The organism is Methanobrevibacter sp. AbM4 (genome assembly GCF_000404165.1).
GTDB classification, from domain to species: Archaea; Methanobacteriota; Methanobacteria; order Methanobacteriales; family Methanobacteriaceae; genus Methanarmilla; species Methanarmilla boviskoreani.
Genome location: NC_021355.1, coordinates 185766 through 206214 on the forward strand (window position 1 = coordinate 185766; position 20449 = coordinate 206214).

Annotated in this window: 17 protein-coding genes; 10 read left to right on the plus strand and 7 right to left on the minus strand. The window is 32.1% G+C overall.

Annotated features, from left to right (window positions below):
• Window positions 1-4 precede the first annotated feature (4 nt).
• The 6 genes from ABM4_RS00685 (at window position 5) to ABM4_RS00710 (ending at window position 5601) form a co-directional block, all read left to right on the plus strand.
• Window positions 5-235: a 4Fe-4S binding protein gene (locus tag ABM4_RS00685; RefSeq protein ID WP_016357762.1), complete on the plus strand. Its 231-nt coding sequence runs from the start codon at window positions 5-7 to the stop codon at window positions 233-235.
• A gap of 10 nt (window positions 236-245) precedes the next feature.
• Complete coding sequence (locus ABM4_RS00690) at window positions 246-812, plus strand: molybdopterin dinucleotide binding domain-containing protein (RefSeq protein ID WP_016357763.1); 567 nt, start codon at window positions 246-248, stop codon at window positions 810-812.
• Window positions 802-2178 (plus strand): formylmethanofuran dehydrogenase subunit B, encoded by a 1377-nt coding sequence (locus ABM4_RS00695; protein WP_016357764.1) that lies wholly within the window; start codon window positions 802-804, stop codon window positions 2176-2178. The genes ABM4_RS00690 and ABM4_RS00695 overlap by 11 nt, the downstream gene beginning before the upstream one ends.
• Window positions 2179-2194: 16 nt before the next feature.
• Entirely contained in the window at window positions 2195-3919 is a 1725-nt protein-coding gene (locus tag ABM4_RS00700) for a formylmethanofuran dehydrogenase subunit A (RefSeq protein WP_016357765.1), read from the plus strand.
• 9 nt (window positions 3920-3928) lie between these two features.
• A complete protein-coding gene (locus ABM4_RS00705; protein WP_016357766.1) occupies window positions 3929-4795 on the plus strand; it encodes a formylmethanofuran dehydrogenase subunit C in 867 nt (288 codons plus the stop codon).
• A 506-nt stretch (window positions 4796-5301) separates the two neighbouring features.
• Window positions 5302-5601, plus strand: coding sequence for a DUF2097 domain-containing protein (locus ABM4_RS00710; RefSeq protein WP_016357767.1), 300 nt, complete (start codon window positions 5302-5304; stop codon window positions 5599-5601).
• 444 nt (window positions 5602-6045) lie between these two features.
• On the opposite strand, the gene ABM4_RS00715 is transcribed toward ABM4_RS00710, so the two are convergent.
• The 6 genes from ABM4_RS00715 to hxlB form a co-directional block, all read right to left on the minus strand.
• Entirely contained in the window at window positions 6046-6618 is a 573-nt protein-coding gene (locus ABM4_RS00715) for an FmdE family protein (protein ID WP_016357768.1), read from the minus strand.
• Between the two features lie 131 nt (window positions 6619-6749).
• Window positions 6750-7532, minus strand: coding sequence for an ABC transporter ATP-binding protein (locus tag ABM4_RS00720; protein ID WP_016357769.1), 783 nt, complete (start codon window positions 7530-7532; stop codon window positions 6750-6752).
• 83 nt (window positions 7533-7615) lie between these two features.
• On the minus strand, window positions 7616-8569 hold the full coding sequence (locus ABM4_RS00725; protein ID WP_016357770.1) for an iron ABC transporter permease: 954 nt from the start codon (window positions 8567-8569) through the stop codon (window positions 7616-7618).
• A gap of 127 nt (window positions 8570-8696) precedes the next feature.
• On the minus strand, window positions 8697-8870 hold the full coding sequence (locus ABM4_RS08950) for a hypothetical protein (protein ID WP_156815312.1): 174 nt from the start codon (window positions 8868-8870) through the stop codon (window positions 8697-8699).
• A gap of 8 nt (window positions 8871-8878) precedes the next feature.
• The gene (locus ABM4_RS00730) at window positions 8879-9670 is read right to left on the minus strand and encodes an ABC transporter substrate-binding protein (protein ID WP_052312807.1); all 792 of its coding nucleotides are present in this window, start codon (window positions 9668-9670) and stop codon (window positions 8879-8881) included.
• 387 nt (window positions 9671-10057) lie between these two features.
• Window positions 10058-10648: a 6-phospho-3-hexuloisomerase gene (gene hxlB / locus ABM4_RS00735; protein WP_016357771.1), complete on the minus strand. Its 591-nt coding sequence runs from the start codon at window positions 10646-10648 to the stop codon at window positions 10058-10060.
• A 121-nt stretch (window positions 10649-10769) separates the two neighbouring features.
• On the opposite strand from hxlB, the gene ABM4_RS00740 reads away from it, so the two are divergent.
• Window positions 10770-11645 carry a LysR family transcriptional regulator gene (locus tag ABM4_RS00740; RefSeq protein ID WP_016357772.1) on the plus strand — a complete coding sequence of 292 codons (876 nt, stop codon included), beginning with the start codon at window positions 10770-10772 and terminating at the stop codon, window positions 11643-11645.
• A gap of 32 nt (window positions 11646-11677) precedes the next feature.
• Here ABM4_RS00740 and ABM4_RS00745 read toward each other — a convergent pair whose 3' ends face one another.
• Window positions 11678-13219 (minus strand): DUF2142 domain-containing protein, encoded by a 1542-nt coding sequence (locus ABM4_RS00745; protein ID WP_016357773.1) that lies wholly within the window; start codon window positions 13217-13219, stop codon window positions 11678-11680.
• A 468-nt stretch (window positions 13220-13687) separates the two neighbouring features.
• Here ABM4_RS00745 and ABM4_RS00750 point away from each other — a divergent pair, with 468 nt between their 5' ends.
• The 3 genes from ABM4_RS00750 (at window position 13688) to polC (ending at window position 20170) form a co-directional block, all read left to right on the plus strand.
• Window positions 13688-14608, plus strand: a complete 921-nt coding sequence (locus tag ABM4_RS00750) for a carbohydrate kinase family protein (RefSeq protein ID WP_016357774.1) — start codon at window positions 13688-13690, stop codon at window positions 14606-14608.
• A 531-nt stretch (window positions 14609-15139) separates the two neighbouring features.
• Complete coding sequence (thiC, locus tag ABM4_RS00755) at window positions 15140-16444, plus strand: phosphomethylpyrimidine synthase (RefSeq protein WP_016357775.1); 1305 nt, start codon at window positions 15140-15142, stop codon at window positions 16442-16444.
• A gap of 360 nt (window positions 16445-16804) precedes the next feature.
• On the plus strand, window positions 16805-20170 hold the full coding sequence (polC, locus tag ABM4_RS00760; RefSeq protein ID WP_016357776.1) for a DNA polymerase II large subunit: 3366 nt from the start codon (window positions 16805-16807) through the stop codon (window positions 20168-20170).
• The last annotated feature ends 279 nt before the right edge of the window (window positions 20171-20449 follow it).

The following is a 20449-nucleotide window of genomic DNA, read 5'->3' on the forward strand; positions in this document are numbered from 1 at the left end:
ATAGATGGAACTTAAAGTAAATCAAGATAATTGTTTAGGATGTGGAGTCTGTGTTGTAGCATGTCCTATTAACGCTTCCATTAGTCCAGAAGTAGCTGGTGGACACGGTTCAAAAACAGAGGAAACCATAATGATGGTAGAAAATGGTTTCATTAAATTATTTTCACCTGAAAAATGTGATGAATGTGGAACATGTCAAATGTTCTGTCCTGTAGACGCAATTTGGTTAGAATAAGGTGATATTTATGCATTATGCAAATACTTATTTAAGTAAACCTGTAGTCGGTGATTTAGAACAACCATCCGGTGAAGGTTCAGAAAAAATATTACATTGTATGTTAAATACCGGATCCGATATTTACCAAGGTGCTTGTAAGAAAAGAGGTTCTACTTTAAAAGAAGAATATAAAAATGCATCAGGAACCTGTTATATGGATCCTAGAGACATGGCAAAATTAGGTGTTAACAACTGGGATACTGTACTTGTTAAAACTGATTATGGTGAAGTTGTTGTAAACGCTGCTAAATCTAGGGATGCACCTCATGAAGGAACAGTATTTATTTGTAAAGGACCATGGGCAAATACTGTAGTAAGTCATGAAACTTACTGTTGTTCAGATCCTACATACAAAGGGGTTAAATGTACTGTTGAAAAAACAGATAGAAAAGTTTTATTAATGGCTGATCTCATGAGATTAGTTTATAAAAAATATGTTAATGAAACTGATGATGAAGTAATTGAAAATATGCCATCATTAGGTGAAAGACCTGTTTATAGAGGACGTAAATGGGAGGAATTCGATGACTTATGAACCACCAGTAACTGATTATGATGAAATTGTAGAAAACTGTACATGTGCATTCTGTGGATGTAACTGTGATGATTTAGACTACTTAATTAAAGACGGTCATGTAGTTGCTGTAAGACATGCATGCAGATTAGGTGCAAGTAAAATTATGGAAGATATGGATCAAAGATTGATTGTACCTATGGTTAGAGGAGAAGACGGAGAACTTGAAGAAACTGATTGGGATACAGCACTTGATACTGCTGCAAAATACATTGCAGAATCTGTTAGACCTGTATTCTATGGTTGGTCTGAAACCTCTATCGAATGTATGAAAGAAGGACTTGAATTAGGTCAATATATTGGTGCTGTTTTAGATAACCAAGCTACCATTTGTCACGGACCTAGTTTACAAGCTGTTCAAAATGCAGGATACCCTATTCAAACCTTAGGTGAAGTTAAAAACAGGGCAGATATGATTGTTTACTCTGGTAGTAACGCTATGAACTCTCACCCAAGACACATGGCTAGATACTCCGTATTCCCTCGTGGATACTTCAGACAAAGAGGAAGATTTGATAGAACTGTTGTAACTATGGATCCAAAATTCTCAGATACTGCAAAAATGTCTGATAAATGGATTGGATTTGAACAAAACGGTGATTACGGTTTCTACAATGCTATTAGAGCTGTAATTAAAGGTAAAAAACTTACTCAGAATGTTGTTTCTGGAATTCCTAAAGAAGATATCTATGAATTAGTAGATGAAATGAAACATGCAGAATTCGGTGTTCTCTTCTTCGGTTTAGGTTTAACCCATACTTTATCAAAACAAAGAAACATTGATATTGCAATTAAAATGGTTATGGACTTAAACAAAGAAAGTAAATGGGGACTTACTCCTATGAGAGGTCACTTTAACGTAAACGGTTTCAACATCTTTATGGCTTATGAAACTGGATTTGCATTCGGTGTTGACTTCTGTAGAGGATATGCAAGATATATGTTAGGTGAAACTAACACTATAGATTTACTTGTAAGAAAAGAACCAGATGTATTTATGGTAATTGCAGCTGATCCTGGTGCTCACTTCCCTAATGGAGCAAACCAACACTTAGCTCATATCCCAGTTATTCAAATTGATATTCACTGGGGACCATCTACTGAACTTGCAGATGTTGTATTACCTGGTTCATTTATTGGTGTAGAATGTGCTGGTACCAGTTATCGTATGGATGGTGTACCTATCTACATGAAAAAAGCAATTGATAAACCAGAAACCTGTCGTGATGATGAATGGATTGTACGTGAACTTAAAGAAAGAGTTATGAAACTTAGAGAAGAACCTAACGTAGCTCCTAAATACGTACCTAACCCGGCAGCAGAATAAAAATATAGGTGATTTTATGGAATATATACTTAAAAATGGTATTGTTTACGATCCTGCTAATGAAATAAATGCTGAGAAAAAAGATGTATACTTCAAAGACGGAAAAATCGTTGAAGACGTTTCTTCTGCTGCAAAAGTTATTGATGTAACTGATAAAATCGTTATGCCAGCAGGTGTAGATACACACGCTCACGTTGCAGGACCAAAATTAGTTTTAGGAAGATTATACAGACCTGAAGATTCAAGAAGAGGAGTAACTCAAAAAACTAAAGTAGAAAAAGGAGAATCAGGATTTTCCATTCCTAGTTGTCCTACTACTGGTTACAGATATTCAAGAATGGGTTATGGTACTGTTTGTGAAGCAGCTATGCCTCCTTTAGAAGCAAAACACACTCACGAAGAAATTGGTATCATTCCAAACCTCGATATTAACCCATTAACCTTATTCGGTAACAACTGGTTTGTATTAGAACTTGCTAGAGAAAACAAAATTGATGAACTTGCAGCATTTATCTCTGCATGGTTAAAAATTACAAAAGGATATGGTGTAAAGATTGTAAACCCTTGTGGTAGTGAAGCATGGGGTTGGGGTATGAATGTACACGGATATGATGATAAACCACCATATTTCGATGTAACCTCAAGACAAGTTGTAAGATCACTTGCAAAAGCAAATGAAAAATTAGGACTTCCTCACTCCATTCATATACACCCTAATGATTTAGGACACCCAGGTAACACCGGTACTACTATTGAAACTCTTGACTCACTTAAAGATATCGTCAAAAGTACTAAAAAAGCAGCATCAGTAAGGGATCAAATTGTACACTGTACCCACATGCAATTCCACTCATACTCTGGAACCAACTGGAAGAACGCTGGATCAGGAGCTCAAGATCTTGCTAAATTCATGAACCATTGTAATTATGCTACTGGAGATATTGGTCAAGTAACCTTAGATGAAACTACTACCATGACTGCAGATGCACCAATGGAATATGATTTATACCAATTATCCGGATTAAAATGGGTTAACGCAGATATTGAATGTGAAACTGCTGCAGGTATTATACCATGTATTTACTCACCTAAGACCCCTGTTAGTACTTTACAATGGGCTATTGGTCTTGAATTATTCTTACTCATTAAAGACCCATGGCAAATTAACTTAACCACAGACCATCCTAATGCAGGACCATTCACCAGATACCCAAGAATTATCTCTTGGTTAATGAGTGCTCCAAAAAGGATGTCTATGATTGAAAACGGTGAAGTACACAAATGGTCTTACAAGAGAACTTCCCTTGCTACCCTTGACAGAGAATATGATTTCTACGACATAGCTACTATTACAAGAGCAGCTAACGCAAAAATCCATGGTTTCACTGACAGAGGTAACTTATCCGTTGGATCTAATGCAGATATTGCTGTATACGATATTAACCCTAATGACTTTGACCCATCTAAAAACCCAGATGCTGTTGAAAAAGCATTTAGCCGTGCTAAATACACTATTAAAGACGGTCAAATTGTTGTTAAAGATGGAGAAATTGTTAGTACAAAACCTTCCCACGTAATCTGGACCAATGTTAAAGGTATGGAAGAACAAGAAAAAGAAATTCTTGATAAAGTCATGCCATTCTTTACTCAATACTACTCAGTTAAATGGGAAAACTACAAAGTACACGACCACTTCTTATCCAACCCAATTAGAGTTGACGTAGAAGCTGAAGGTAAATAGGGTGATAAAATGAAAACTATTACTTTTGATGTAAAAAAACGAAATCAAATTGCATTAGAAATGGATGAAATTATTCCAGATACAATTTACACTTGGGAAGAAGCTGATTTCGATAAATATGCTGTTCCTGTAGGAAACTCCAGATTCCCATTAACCGATTTCTTTGATATTACAGTAGAAGGAACTGCTGACTCTCCTGCTGAAGTAAAAATGATCTTTAATGGGGACTGTGGAAGAGTTAAATATATTGGTACTAAAATGAGTGCTGGAGAGATTATAGTAAATGGTGATGTAGATTTACACGTAGGAGCGGAAATGTCCGGAGGATCCATTACTGTAAAAGGTAATACCGAAGCTCATGCTGGACGTGAAATGTCTGGAGGAAAACTCGAAATTTACGGAAACACCAAAGAATTCACTGGTGCTTCTTACATTGGTGAATGGAGAGGTATGTCCGGAGGACAAATCATAGTTCATGGAAATGCAGGAAAACAATGTGGTGAATGTCTTGTAGGGGGACATATCCACGTATTAGGTGACTGTGATATTCTTGCAGGTATCCACATGAGAAAAGGTCTTATTGAAATTGACGGTAATGTAAACCGTTGGCCTGGTGGTCAAATGAAAAACGGTAACATTGTTATTCACGGAAAACTCGGTAGATTACTTGAAGGTTTCGTAGAAGAAGAAATTGTTACCGATCCTGATGTAAAAGGTGTACAATTCAAAGGAACTTACATCAAATATAGAGGGGATATTGCTTTAAACGGTAAAGGACATTTATATCTTGATGCTGAGAAAAACAGAGACAAATTATCTGCATGGAAAGATGAAGATGATGAATATATCAGTCTCGGAGATAACAGATTAAGATAGAAAAGGGATTTAAAACCTTACAAACACAATTGGGTAGGGAATTTATTCCCTTTACTCAATACTTTCAAATGAACTTATTTTAAAAACGATTTTTACAAACAATTAAATACTTCTTTTATAAATTGATTATTTGATTAGTATTTACTCTAATTTTGATTTTAAACTGATTTTCTTATTTTAAATTACTTAATATTGTGTAATTAATTTGATTTTGATTTTAAGTTGCTTTTCTTATTTTAAATTATAGTTATTTATTTTAAATTTGATTGTGAATTGATTTTCTTTACTATTTTTATCTTCGATTAATCATTTTCACTTAAAATTCGATTTACATAAATTTTAAAATTAGATTTTTAATAGGGGTATTGCTTTATATTGGATGAAATTTTATTTAATCATTTAAAAATATTGTAGAAATCTAAATAAATAATATCAAAAGTTTTTAATAAATTGAAAAATAATACTTAATATAATAGATTATTTTAAAAATTCTAAGAGATGATATTATGGTACAAGATGGAGAAGAAATCCAAATGACTCCTGAAGAGGCAATTGATTATATCTTTAACAAGGTAAATGTTGGAGACACTTTAGAGTTATCTTATAATCGTATATATGCTCCTGGCGAAGTCATTAGTATTGTTGAACCAGATGAAGAAACCGGTGAAGGTGTAAGGGTCAACTTAGAGCTTAATGGTAAAATGTTAAATGACTGTGTTGAAGTTGATTTAAATAATATTAAAGATGAGTTAATTGAGGTTCATCATATACATGATGGAGAGGAAATAGTAATAGAAATATTATAGACATGACTTTATTGACAATTCTTAATTAGAATCTTTATATTTTTTATAAATTTTTAAGATATTTCACTTTATTTTTAACCAAAGACCTTAGAAACTTTATTAATTTTTTCATCTTTTTTTATTATTTTATTAAGATTTATTTTTAAATATTTAAGTGAGTCTTGATGTTTTATTTATTAAAAGATAATTTTTTTTAATAAGTTAATGTAGGACTGTAATCTGTTTTGATGGGGATTATAAAAATAGGGGGTTATCGATTTTAATTAAGAAATAGTTTTTTTTAATAATTTAATGTAAATATGTTTTTTTAATTGTTTTTTTTTTTTGATAGGGAGCTACAGAAATAGAATTTTATTATTTAAACTAAGAAATAGTTTTATTTATTAGATTGGATATTTTTTAATATAAAAAAATATTTAAAAAATTAAAAATAATAGAGGTAATCTATTCATCAATTACTTCATAGTAGGAACCAATTGCACATGCCTTACAAACCGGTTTTCCACCACGGTAAACTTGTTGATCATCAGCTATTTTCTCACCACATACTGAACAGAATGTTGAGGTGTGAAGTGCTCCTGGTTTTTGAGCTTCTTTAAGTCCTACAATTCTTACCTTTTCAACATTGAATAACTCTTCCGGTGGGGTCTCCCTAAATCTTTTGACCATTTCTTCTTTAGTTTCACATTGATCTCCAGGTTTGTTTGCATCTGCATCAGATACTCTGATTGCCTCCTCGGTGTCCATGTTATAGAATGTGACTGCAAATCTACCATAGTACATTTGTTTCAATGCTCTTTTTCCCATGTTACAATGGGTTACAACTAAGATAGCATCAGACATACATCTATCGTTTTCAACAAATACCATTAAATTTTTATGTCTTTTGTTAAGTTCCATTCCCATTAATTCCATTCCATACATAGCAAGTTTGGTTCCAATAGCTATTCCTCCACAGACTTCACCATGGAATTCTTTAACTTTTGCAAGTTGTTCATCATATTCTTTTAAGTCCATTTTTTCACCTTTATTAATTTTATTTATTTATTTATTTATTTATTTGATTTGATTATATAATCAACATAAGTATTTATAAACAATATTTGGCTTTAATCTTCCAGTATAAGCCATAACTTTTCATTATCTAATTATTCATAAGGAACACACAGTTTCCGATTGTCCTCAAGCTCAATCAATCTTACATTATTAACGTCATATGCTTTTTTAATATTCTCTTCCGTTACAACCTCGTTGGGATTTCCAAAAGCTATAAAATGTTTGTCCTTCATAACTGCTACCTTGTTGCTTGCAATGAATGCATGATCTGGGTTGTGGATACTCATTATAACTGACAATCCGCTGGCAGCTAACTCTTTTATGATATTCAATAGTCTGAATTGATTTCCAAAGTCAAGGTGTGAGGTAGGTTCATCTAAAATAAGTATATCCGGTTCCTGAGCCAGAACCCTTGCAAGAAATACTAATTGCCTTTCCCCTCCACTGATGTTTGTGTAGTTTTTATCTTTGAGATATTCTATGTTTAATGTTTTAAGTGCATTGTCCGCTATTTCTATATCCTCTTTTTTTGGGGATTCCGTTAGATTAACGTAAGGTGCCCTTCCCATTATCACAACTTCCTCAACTGTAAATGGAAATGTTGGAATATGTCCCTGTGGAATATATCCGATATTTCTGGATATTTCCTTAAAGTCCATACTTTGGATGTTTTTACCTTTAATCAATATTTTCCCTTTCTCTGGTTTGTTGATGCCATTCAAACATTTAAGAAGTGTGGTTTTACCGGTTCCATTTGGACCTAAAATAGATAGGACATCTCCCCTGTCTATATTAAAGGTTATGTCCTCAAATATAAATGGGGATTCATCATCATATCTAAATGAGATATCTTCAACATCTAATAACTTTTCCATATTTACACTTCTTTTATAAGATATTTTATTTTTAATATTAAATTCTATAGAACACTTTGGTAAAAATTACATTTTAATTAAAACTATGACCATTCTGAGTAACCTTTTCTAAGTAAGTATAAGAATATTGGCACACCAATCACAGCAGTTAAAATACCTATCGGGATTTCAATACTTATTATGCTTCTAGATATATCTTCAATCAAAAGTAGGAAGCTTGCACCAATACTTAATGATGCAGGTATTAATATCCTGTGGTCTGGACCTACAATCATACGGGTAAGGTGTGGTACAAGAAGTCCCACCCATCCTATGATTCCACTTATGGACACTGACGCCGAGGTGATAAGTGTTGCAGCTGTGATGATAATCAATCTTAACTTTTCCGGGTTTTCACCTAAGGCCTGAGCCTCCTCGTCACCCATTGCAAGTAAATTTATTCTCCATCTTAGAGCCATTAGGATTACCAGGCCTATGACTATGGGAATTAATGCTATTAATAATTTGTTTGAGGTAATACTTGAAAGGCTACCCATTAGCCAGTAAACGATTTGAGGCAATTTGTTATATGGGTCTGCAATAAATTTGGCAGCGGAAATTAATGCATTGAAAAACGCAGAGATTCCAACTCCTGCAAGAACCAACACAAGTATTCCTCCACTTTTATATGATTTGGATATTATATATGTAATGGAAACTGATATGATTCCGAATATAAACCCAAACATTTGTATAAACACATTCCCCATTGATAGGAGAATGGCGATACTTGCCACGAATCCTGCACCGTTTGCAACACCTAAAAGGTCAGGTGATACAAGGGGGTTTTTAAAAATACCCTGAAATGCAGCACCTGCAATTGACAGTGACGCACCTACTAACATCGCGGCTATGATTCTTGGAAGTCTTATCTGAAATACTATGGTTGAAACTGATGGAGAAACAGTAAGTGAAGGTATTATAGGACTTAATATTGTTTTAATAACATCAATAGGAGCTATTGGATACCTTCCAATTGCAAATGATAAAAAGAACATTATTATTGGAAGTAGTATTAATAATGTCCATTCCAATATCTTGTTATCTTCTATTTTTCCACCATTTTCTAATTGCTATCATTAAATTCTTTATTCTCTCTATTAAAGTTCCCTTATGCTTGTAATATTACATATTTGTCTCGTTTAATTCAGAATTTTTAAGTAATTCTGTAATCTGATCATCACTTAGGTCAATATGATAAAACTCATTATAAAATTCATGGGTTTCATCCTTTAAGTTAATGTCCTTAAATTTCTCTGGATAAATTACTTTGGCAGTCCAAGGGACCCCCATTATCATATTAGCACCTACAGGTCGGTCAAACCATTTGTATGGTGAGGAAGGGGTAAATAAACTTGATGGTTCTTAACTGCTTTTATATTGGACCACTTTGAGTTATTATATACGCCGTTATAGAATTCAGAGTCTGTAGTTATGATTATATCAGGGTTCCATTTTATTACCTGTTCAATTGAAACTTGCACACTACTTGAGGAATTGGAATTTCCAATGTCTGCAACATTCTTTCCTCCACATAAGTCAATTAATTGGCCATGTACAGAATCTGAAGGATCAGTTGATAGACCATCGCTACTTTCGGCATAGTATACCTTTTTCCTTTCATTATCCGGAATGTTTTTAGCTACACTTTCAACTTTATTGATGTTCTTTTCATTAAATTCGTTAAGTTCTTTAGCTTTTGACTCTTCACCAACTACCTTTCCAACAAATTCAATAGAGGAATTCATTGTAGTAATATTTGTATCATCGTAAACTGCAACATCAGGTATTGAACCAAATTTTTTCTGTCTATCTTCCACATCGGATACTTCACCACTTTCATCTACAGAGTCAAATATAATCTCTGGTTCTGTAGCTAAAAATTGTTCATAGTTTCCTGTCTGTGTTCCATACCAACCGCCTATATTCGGATAATTCTGATATTGGCTAGGCACATACTTTAATTCGTCACTTGTCCATTGGAAGTTCATTCCTCCTAATTTATCCGGAGCATTCATGTAAAGTATTGTGGTAATTGGAGGGCTAGTGGAAACAACTTTACTAACACTTTCAGGTACAGTTAAACTTCTATTTGCCATGTCTGTTATGGTATGATTTTCATTAGATTTAACTGAGGAAGGTGTTAAAAAAACGTTTACAGCAATTAAAGATGGGTGTATTTTTGTATTTGGAATTTTTTAATCGATTCTATTAGAAAAATTATATCTAATAATGTTTTAATCCCTTAATTGAAAATGTCTGTTATTTCTTTAAATTGTTAAAAATGGTGTTTAAATTTATTGAATAGTTTTTATTTCTTAAAATTATTCCAATTAAGATTAAAAATAGTATTTATTTGATTTAAAGTGTATTTGGTTAAATTAAAAATAGCATATTATAATCTGTTTTATGGGATTTATATAAATCCATAAAAGATTTCATAATTGTAGATAAAATATTAAAAATGGGAGAAATTTGTAGTTTATTTATTCGAGTACTGCATGTCTTTTTTTCAAGTCATTTTCGGTTTTACCTAGCCTGTTCATTAGTTCACATATGAGTCCGTCTAGAAATATAAGTGAGGTCAATTCAAAAGCAGTACCTAATGGAGTAAGTGATGTGTAATTACCATCGATTTGACGTTTAAGATAATTTTTATCATCTGCTTCAGCTTTAGTTCTTCCTCTAACATATATGGAAACATCGGATATTTTTCCTAGGGATGATTCCGGATATGAAGTTAGGGACAATATTCTTGCTCCTCTTTTTTTGGATGTTTTTGCAGCAGAGACAATTGTGTTAGTTTCCCCTGAACCTGAAATTGCCAAAATACAGTCCTCATCATTTATTGCAGGGGATATGGTCTCTCCAACAACATATGCACTTATTCCTAAATGCATTAATCTCATTGCAAAAGCTTTTGCAACAAGTCCTGATCTGCCTGCGCCTATTACAAAAACGTTCTCGGCATCGGTAATCTCATTCATAAAATTATTAATTTCATCATTGTCAAGATAGGTTTCAGCTTCCTTTACATTCTCTATAATCGCTTCAATAGATGATTTCATTAACTCCATATTAATCTTCCTATATATTATCTAAACATTATTTTTATAATAATAACTATAATATACTATATATTAATTTTGATTTAGATTAAAAAATTAGCAATTATTAATTATATTAAAAGGCATGATCATGACTGATGAGGTAAAACCGGTGATTGGTATTGAAATAAATGATAAGATTTATAATTATAAGTTATTTCAATCTTTAGACCTATTATCTAAAACATTTTCTCAAAGGAAAGCAGCTAAAAAGTTAGGCATTTCCCATTCTGTTTTTAACAGAAGAATCATTAATGCAGAAAAGTCTTTGGGATATAAGCTTGTAGATAAGGTAGGCTCTGGAAGTGAACTTACAGATAAGGGTTTTGAACTTTTGGATATTTATCATACCTATAACAATCGTCTTAAAAAATCAGATAATATTCGTATTGCTGGGGGACATATTATTACAGGTTTAATTGAATCATTAGATTTGCCTTTCAATATTCAGGTTCTAAGTACAGATAATGATAATGCATATGACCTTGCAAAGGATGATTTGATTGATATTCTTGCTTTGGACGATCCTCTTTTGGCATTTAAGGAGGATTTAAATTTCACTCCTATAGCATTTGATTCATTGGTTCTTGTTTCAAACGATGAAAACAATCAGAAGATAAATGCTATAGATGATTTATCCAATTTGGATTTTGTATCTGTTAAGGGTACAGCTCAGAGATTGGTATGGGATACATTAAATTTTAATGATATTGAGTATAATATAGTAAAAGAAGTTAAATCTCAGTTTGATGCGTTTAAACTTGTTAAGAACTCTGATAATCTCTACACTTTCCTAAATGCCAGCTATTTTAAAGGTAATTCTGTTTTAAAAAATCAGACAAGACATTCGTTAGGTTTGGTATATAATCCTGGATATGACGGTAAGGTTGATGATTTTGTTGAGTATATATTAAATAAATGTTCTGATGTCATTCGATTAGAGGGTTTTACTCCAATAGGATATTAAAAATAAAAGAATATTCTTTAATATTAATAATCCTATATTAATATTAGATATTGTAGGATTGTTCCAAATCTAAGTGTTGTACAAAAGAAAATCACAAAGGTATATAGTAATAATCTAGTTTTAAATGTAGGTTTATATGTATCATTAATATTTAATATCATTGGAGCAAATACAAGTAGAGGTAATAGATATCTGCCTTGAACACCTAATATTAAATCGAAACGTTTTGTATAAGATAAGTATAATGTGGTAATTGTTCCAAATAGGATTATCAGTCCTATGAAGAATATTCCTACCCTTCCACTTCTTTTAATTTTCTTATTCTGCGGATAAATTATACAGAATATTAAAAAGGATATTAAAGCTACTCCCATGGTGGCATCATTAATAAGTCCGTTATTACCAAAATGAAACATATTTTTCAGTAAAAATGAATGTAACTGTGGATGTAACATGCTTTGTATATAGGAGATTGGATGATGTAATATGTATGCTTTATGACTTGCCTCATTTCTAAGGTAGTACATCCTGTTTCCGCAGTTTGCAATTACTTTGTTTGCATATAGCTTTAACCATAATTCTGTAAGTAAACTAATAGCTAAAAATCCGACTACTTTCAATATGTTTGTTTTATTATTTTTGAATTTGGATTTAGGTATTAGAAATATTAACAATCCTAATGCTATGAATGTTATTTTCGTTAATGCACATAATAATGTTAAAGTGGAAAAGATTGCTATATGTTTCCAAGTTAGGGTATGATCCTCTAATTCATACATGTATAGGAAATATCCAATTACAAGTAACATCAATGAATTTATGGTCGCATCTATGCTTATTATTGAGGCTTGGGCAATGGATAATGGGAAACAGGCACATACAAATAATGCTTCTTTATATATTGGAGCTTTTTTAATTGCATATGATGCTATTCCTGCATATAATATTAAATTAAACAATCTTCCAAGCCATAATAACCATATATTATTTAAATCTAATATCTTTGCTATACACATTCCAATTGCAGGTGCAATATATCCATAAAAAGGATTTTGGGCAAATGCACAATAAACAAATGTCGGTGTGTAATCTATCTTTTGAGTATCCCACGGGGTTTGAAATATTGTCTTTTGAAACAAGGCTCCATGGTATTCATTTTTCTGATTGATTAAATAGATTGACCTTATGCTTATATAATCTTTATGAGTTAGATTATTGCTTGGATTATCAATATACTGAGGGATTAATTCTCCTCTGGAGGTTAATTCTGCCCTTACAATATGTTCAAATTCATCAGGTCCCCCATATATTGGAGTTAAAAAGACTAAACATAAACCAAAGACAATGATAATTAAGAAAGCTACTTTGTGTATGGGCAATTCTTTTTTGTTTATGATTAATAATAAAATACAGCTTAATGTGGTGAATACTGTAAATCCTGCTAGAGCAGTTTTTGGTCCGAATTTACTTGTATAAATAAATAATATTGAAAATAAGAGGTATATAACCAAATACCATTTTATGCTTAAAACTTCTTCTTTTAAACCTTTTAAATATGTATTAATCGAGGACATATCTATTCACCCTTTATCAATAATATTTTATTTTATTATTATTATTATTATTATTATTATTATTATTATTATTATTATTATTATTATTATTCTTATTATTTAATGTTTTGTAAAATTAGGAGTATTGTCTTTTTTATTTTGTATTGTCTTTTAAATTAGTATTTGGCTATTTATGTCTGTTTTTTGAAAAATTAATCTGTTTTTATGATTATCTGTGTATATGATATTCAATACATTGGATTGTATTTTATATCAATACTTTTCACATACTATGAAAATTTATTATTATAATATAGAATCTAAATATTATCACAAGATTTTTATAGTAATTTTTTCTTAAAATTATAATATCTTACTTATATTTTTTCTTTAATCATTAAGGGGTATTCCTTTTATTATTGGGCTATAACTTAAATTTTTGAAGAATTCATTGTTTTTTTATTTATTTTTATTTAATAAGGTGATTTTATGGATGAAAACCCTAAATTATTGGTTATTGGACACACAGCCTCAGATGTTATTATTCAGGTTAATGATTTTCCAAAAATAAATACATCTACCCATATGGAGTCTATGAAAAAATTATATGGGGGTGCTGGTGCCAATGTAGCTATGGTTGCAGCTATTTGTGGATTAGATACTACTTTAGTCTCTGCTGTAGGTGAGAACTTTAAACAATCTGATTATTATAACTCTTTTGAGGATAACAATATTAATACAGATTATTTAATCTATGTGGAAGGGGAACCTAACGCCACAGCTATCATGGTAAACAATGATAATAGTGATCAGGTAACTTATTTCTATGAAGGTGCAGGAGGTAAATTCTCCAATTATGATGTGCCTGTAGAGGCTATTGATAAAGTTGATTTTGTACATCTTGCAACAGGCGATCCAGACTATAATTGGAAGGCATCTTGCGAGGCTAAAAGGCAAGGTAAGGGCGTGTCATTTGATCCAGGTCAGGACTTAACCATATATCCTGCAGAAAGACTTAAACAGGTCATTGAAAATTCCACCATATTATTCGGTAATAATTATGAGATTGATAGAATCATAAATATCTTAGGTATGGATATCGATGGTTTACTTGGTTTAGGTCCCGAAATAATTATTAAAACATGTAGGGAGAATGGTAGTATATTGTATACCAAAGAGGGTAAAATTACTGTAGATGCCATTTCAAGACCTGCCGTAGATCCAACAGGCGCGGGAGATTCATATAAAGCTGCATTTTTATATTATTACCTTAATGACAAATCTTTAGAAGAGGCTATTAAATTCGCATCTTCTGTTTCCTCATTTATTGTTGAAAAACAGGGATGTCAAACCAATATCCCTTCACTTCAACAAGCTTTAGAAAGGATGAACTCATTTTATGATGATTAATTCTTTTTTAGCTATTTTTTCTATTTTTTAATAATTTTTATTGTCTTAATGGATTTTAATTAATTTTTAACTTTTTTTTAATCATGGAACTTTGTTTGCCTGATTTCTTGACTTGACTTTGTTTTGGTTTTTTTTATCATTTATTTTTATTGGATTTGTTGACTTGACTTTGTTTTAGTTTTTTTATCATTGGGGTGGTTGTTTTAAATGAATTATTGGTTTTTAAATCAATTTTGGTTTTTTTAATCCTTATTTCATTTCAAATGGATTAATTTTTTATTATATTTTTTTTGTTAATCGGTTTTTAATTGCTTTTTAATCTTTTAATAAAGTCTTCTTTATTCTTATCAAATAAAACTTAATTTAATTAAAGATTAATAGATAATTTTAAATAAGATTAATATAAATCATTAAATATCAATTTAAATTGAGGTTTTACTTAATTCAACTTGATTTATTTAAAAATAACTTGATATTTTAATCATGTGGATTTTATAAATTTCAATTCTATTAATCGATTATGGTGTGATTATGACTCAATTAGAAGAAGCTAGATCAGGAAATATTACAGAAGAGATGAAAACCGTTGCACACAGGGAAGGGGTTTCCGAGGAATTTATATTAAACTCTGTTGCAAATGGTACAATTGTTATTCCAAAGAATATAAATCATGATATTAAGGCAACCGGTATAGGTGCAGGTCTTAAAACAAAGGTTAACGCAACTGTAGGTACCTCTACAGATATTGTTAACTTTGATGAAGAGGTATATAAGGCTCAGGTTGCAATCGATGCAGGTGCAGATTGTTTAATGGAGTTAAGTATTGGTGGGGATTTGGACGATATAAGAAAGAGAGTATTGGATATGTCTCCACTTCCGGTAGGTAGTGTTCCTGTTTATCAGGCAGCTATTGAATCTATTAGAGAAAATGGTTCTGTAATATACATGGAAGAAGATGACATGTTTAAAACCATTGAAAAACAGGCTAAAATGGGTATAGACTTTATGGCTATTCATTGTAGTGTAAATGTTGAAACATTAAAGAGACTTAAAAAACAAGGCCGTAAATGTGGTTTGGTATCCCGTGGGGGATCCTTTATCTCCTCATGGATGGTTGAAAACAAGAAAGAAAACCCTTTATATAAAAACTTTGATTATGTACTGGACATTGCAAAAGAATATGATGTTGTATTGTCCCTTGCAAATGCGATGAGGGCAGGTTCAATTGCTGATTCAACTGATAGGGCTCAAGTACAAGAACTCATTGTTTTAGGTGAATTGGTAGACCGTGCAAGGGATGCTGGGGTTCAAACTATGATAGAAGGTCCAGGTCATATTCCAATTAATGAGATTCCTGCAAATGTTACTATTCAGAAGAAATTATGTAGTAATGCACCATTTTATATGTTAGGACCTTTAGTATGTGATATTGCTCCAGGTTATGATCATATCGTATCAGCTATTGGTGCTGCAGAATCTGCTAAAGCAGGTGCAGACTTTATTTGTTATGTTACCCCTGCAGAACATTTGGCTTTACCATCTCCTGAAGACGTAAAAACTGGTGTGATTTCAACAAGAATTGGAGCATATGCTGGAGATATGGCTAAAGGTATACACCATGGTGAAAAGGACTTGGTAATGGCTGAGGCTCGTAAGTCTTTAGACTGGGAAGCTCAGTATAATGCTGCTATTTCACCTGAAGATGCACGTGCAAAAAGAGCAAACAGGCCTCCTTCAGATAGTGACGCATGTACCATGTGTGGAGATTACTGTGCTATTAAGATAGTTAATGGGTGGTTGGATAAAGCAGATGAGGATGTTTTTGACGGTATTTAAAACTATTGAAAATTCTCTTTTATCATTTTTATCCTTAAATTTTTAATATTTTCATTATTGTTGATTTATTTTTTCTTATTTTTCATTGGTTTTTACAGATATTCTTTATATTGATTTTTTATAATTGGATTTATTAAGATTAATATTTTAAATGGTTTTATAATGATATTTTTAGTTTATAAGACTTTTAATATATTTAAAATCCTGATTTTTTCAAATAGTTTTCACGTCCTCGATATTATTAAATACTAATTTTTATAAAAATTACTAGTAGAAAATTAATAATTTTATTTTTTTACATATTTCTTTAAATTAAATTTTAAGAATTATAATCTTTTTTATATATAAATAAGGGATATTATGGATTACTTTGATAGATTAGAAAAAGAAACACTTGAACTCTATGATATTGCTAATGAAGCTCGTTCTAAAGGTTTGGATATGACTACAGAATGTGAAATTCCTAGGGCAAAGGATTTAGCAGAAAGAGTAGAAGGGCTTGTTGGTCCTGAAGGTGTTGCTAAAAGAATCAAAGAACTAGAAGCAGAATTAAATGACCGTGAAAAGGTGGCTTTTGAGATTGCTGCAGAGATTGCCTCTCAGGATATTGAAGAGGAAGGCAAGGCTGCCGAGGAAAAACGTCAACAACTTGCAGATCAGGGTTTAAGAACTGCTTTAGCTATTCTTACTGAGGGAGTAGTAGCGGCTCCTTTGGAAGGTATTTCTCAGGTTTTAATTAAGGAGAATCCTGACGGTGGGAAATATATTGCAGTATATTTTGCAGGGCCTATTAGGAGTGCAGGAGGTACTGCTGCAGCATTATCAGTACTTCTTGGTGATAAAATTAGGGTGGCTACAGGTTTGGATATTTATAAACCTTCAGATGATGAGATTGAAAGATATGTTGAGGAGGTGGAACTTTATGAATCTGAGGTTACCAATCTACAATATTCTCCAACCCCTGAGGAGGTAAGACTTGCTGCTCGCAGTATACCTGTAGAGGTTAGTGGAGAACCTACCGATCAGATTGAAGTTTCTCACAGGGATCTTCCAAGGGTTGAAACAAACAACATCCGTGGTGGAGCTCTTCTTGCTATGGTTGAAGGTGTTATTCAAAAATCCAAAAAGATCCATAAAATTGCAAATAAACTAGGCTTGGATAAATGGGAGTTTTTATTAGAATATGCAAAGCCTAAAACTGATGATTCAGATGATGATGAATCTAAAGGTGACGGAGAAGAGGTAAGTTCAATTCCAGGGGAAGTTGATCAGAAACCAATATTTGCTAAATATATTCAGGATATTATTGGTGGAAGACCTGTTTTAAGTTATCCTTCAGAGAAAGGTGGATTCAGATTAAGATATGGTCGTTCACGTAATACAGGTCTTGCAACTATGGGTGTTCATCCTGCAGTTATGGAAATAATTGAATTTATCGCTGTTGGAACCCAGATGAAAATTGAAAGACCTGGTAAGGGTAACTGTGTGGTTCCTGTAGATTCTATTGAGGGACCAATTGTAAAACTTAAAAATGGAAATGTTCTTCAAATCGACTCAATTAAAGAGGCTCGTAAGGTTAAAAAGGATATTGCTGAAATTCTTTTCCTGGGAGATATGTTGATTGCTTTTGGTGAGTTTTTAAGAAATAATCAACCAATGTTACAAGCGGGCTGGTGTCAGGAATGGTGGATAGAACATATTAGAAATTCATCAAAGTATCAATCTGAGGGAGATAATCATGAGTTGGATTTAAAAACTTTAGAATTTGAGAAGATATCTGCTCCTGAGGCATTCAGAATATCTAAGGAATATAAAATACCTTTACATCCAGATTATACTTATTGCTATCATGATATAAGTAAAGAGGAACTTAATGATTTAATCAATTGGATTTTACCACAAATCAAGGATTATAAGGATGGCGATGAGATTGTACTTGATAAATCCTATCAAAAACGTATTCTTGAGGTTATAGGAGTTCTTCATACTGTTGATGATGGTAAGATTATTCTGGATTCTGATACGTCTTATGCAATTGTCCATACATTAAGAAGACCTTTCAATGATGAGGAATTATCCAATCATGATTTGAAGGTGATGGATGTATTAAACGATATATCAGAGGTTCCTATAGAATATAAAGCACCGGTTTATATTGGAACCCGTGTAGGTAGACCTGAAAAATCTAAAGAAAGATTAATGAGACCAGCGCCACATGTTTTATTCCCTGTCGGTACCTATGGAGGTAGTAGAAGGTTGGTTGCTGAGGCTGCTAAAAAAGGTAATATTAGGATAGATATTGCAAGGAGGCAATGTACTAATCCTGCCTGTGGATTGAGTTCAAATCAGGCTCTATGTCCTTACTGTGGATCTCCTACCGAATTTGGTAAAACCGGGGTAAAAAATATTAATCTTGGTAGAATGCTTAAAAAGGCATCAGATAATGTAGGTGTAAGAAAGGTTGATGAGATTAAAGGTGTTGTAGGTATGATATCAGAGAATAAAATACCTGAACCTCTAGAAAAGGGAATTTTAAGAGCAAAAAATGAGGTTTTCACCTTTAAAGATGCAACCATTCGTCATGATTCCACTGATTTACCTTTAACCCATTTTATTCCGAGGGAAGTCGGAGTAAGTGTGGATAAACTTCTTGAAATGGGTTATACAGAGGATTGCTATGGTCAGCCTATTGAAAATGAGGAACAAATCATTGAACTAAAGGTTCAGGATGTTGTAATATCTGAGAAATGTGCAGATTATCTTGTAAATGTTTCTCATTATGTTGATGATGAGCTTACCAAATTCTATCACATGGATGCGTTTTACAATGTAAAAAAACGTGAGGATTTGATTGGCCATTTAATTGCAGGTCTTGCACCTCATACATCTGCTGGTGTTTTAGGTCGTATTGTAGGATTTACGAAGGCTTTAGGATGTTATGCTCATCCTTATTTCCATTCTTCTAAAAGAAGAAACTGTGATAGTGATGAGGATTCCGTCATGTTGTTACTTGATCCTTTAATCAATTTCTCAAAATCTTATCTTCCAAGTACTCGTGGGGGAAGTATGGATGCACCTTTAGTTTTATCTACAAGAATAGATCCTGAGGAAATCGATGATGAATCTCACAACCTGGATATCTTTGAAAGATTCCCTCTGGAATTCTTTGAAAGAACTAAGGAACCTTTAAAACCTGCGGAATTCCTGGACTTAATTGACAATGTAAGTATGCACTTAGGAACTCCTGAACAATATAGTGGTTTAATGTTTTCACATCATACCTCAAGTATTCATGCAGGTCCGACCTTGTGTATGTATAAACAATTGCCTTCTATGAAGGAGAAAGTTGAAGGACAAATTGGTCTTGCAGAAATTATACGTGCTGTAGATCAAAGAGGTGTTGTAGAGGGAGTTTTATCAAGTCATTTCTTACCTGATATTATGGGAAATGTCCGTGCATTTTCTAAACAGAAGGTAAGATGTACTAAATGTAATTCCAAATATAGGCGTATGCCTTTAACTGGTAAATGTAAATGTGGTGGTAATCTAATTCTAAGTGTATCTAAGGGTTCTGTTACCAAATATCTGGATATTTCACAGCAACTTGTTAACAGGTATCCTGTATCACACTATCTTGAACAGAGATTGGAGATTCAGGAGTTCGGTATTCATTCATTATTTGAAAGTGATAAATCCAAACAAAGCTCTTTGGATATTTTCTTATAATTTAAGAAATTGGTTTATATTGTCATATTGTAAATTCTTAGAATTTTCATTGTTTAGATGATTCTAATTTAATTTACATTTCATTTCATGTTTATATTCTTGTAAGGCTTTTAAATTAATTTATAATCGTATAGGTTATTTTAATTTAGTTTTTACAGATTATACTACATAATACATTATTTGAAAATATAAATTTGTTTGTATTAATACGAACATTTTTATACTACTTTGACTAATGTATTAATGCTAAAGTATTATGAAAATTTTATAATACTTGAA

Coding starts and splice junctions, on each gene's coding strand:
- ABM4_RS00710 (WP_016357767.1), top strand. CDS start 5,302: ATGGTACAAGATGGAGAAGAAATCCAAATGACTCCTGAAGAGGCAATT.
- ABM4_RS08950 (WP_156815312.1), bottom strand. CDS start 8,870: ATGATAATGGGGGTCCCTTGGACTGCCAAAGTAATTTATCCAGAGAAA.
- thiC (WP_016357775.1), top strand. CDS start 15,140: ATGACTCAATTAGAAGAAGCTAGATCAGGAAATATTACAGAAGAGATG.
- ABM4_RS00740 (WP_016357772.1), top strand. CDS start 10,770: ATGACTGATGAGGTAAAACCGGTGATTGGTATTGAAATAAATGATAAG.
- ABM4_RS00705 (WP_016357766.1), top strand. CDS start 3,929: ATGAAAACTATTACTTTTGATGTAAAAAAACGAAATCAAATTGCATTA.
- ABM4_RS00690 (WP_016357763.1), top strand. CDS start 246: ATGCATTATGCAAATACTTATTTAAGTAAACCTGTAGTCGGTGATTTA.
- ABM4_RS00715 (WP_016357768.1), bottom strand. CDS start 6,618: ATGGACTTAAAAGAATATGATGAACAACTTGCAAAAGTTAAAGAATTC.
- ABM4_RS00720 (WP_016357769.1), bottom strand. CDS start 7,532: ATGGAAAAGTTATTAGATGTTGAAGATATCTCATTTAGATATGATGAT.
- ABM4_RS00700 (WP_016357765.1), top strand. CDS start 2,195: ATGGAATATATACTTAAAAATGGTATTGTTTACGATCCTGCTAATGAA.
- ABM4_RS00750 (WP_016357774.1), top strand. CDS start 13,688: ATGGATGAAAACCCTAAATTATTGGTTATTGGACACACAGCCTCAGAT.
- hxlB (WP_016357771.1), bottom strand. CDS start 10,648: ATGGAGTTAATGAAATCATCTATTGAAGCGATTATAGAGAATGTAAAG.
- ABM4_RS00685 (WP_016357762.1), top strand. CDS start 5: ATGGAACTTAAAGTAAATCAAGATAATTGTTTAGGATGTGGAGTCTGT.
- ABM4_RS00695 (WP_016357764.1), top strand. CDS start 802: ATGACTTATGAACCACCAGTAACTGATTATGATGAAATTGTAGAAAAC.
- ABM4_RS00730 (WP_052312807.1), bottom strand. CDS start 9,670: ATGGCAAATAGAAGTTTAACTGTACCTGAAAGTGTTAGTAAAGTTGTT.
- polC (WP_016357776.1), top strand. CDS start 16,805: ATGGATTACTTTGATAGATTAGAAAAAGAAACACTTGAACTCTATGAT.
- ABM4_RS00725 (WP_016357770.1), bottom strand. CDS start 8,569: ATGTTCTTTTTATCATTTGCAATTGGAAGGTATCCAATAGCTCCTATT.
- ABM4_RS00745 (WP_016357773.1), bottom strand. CDS start 13,219: ATGTCCTCGATTAATACATATTTAAAAGGTTTAAAAGAAGAAGTTTTA.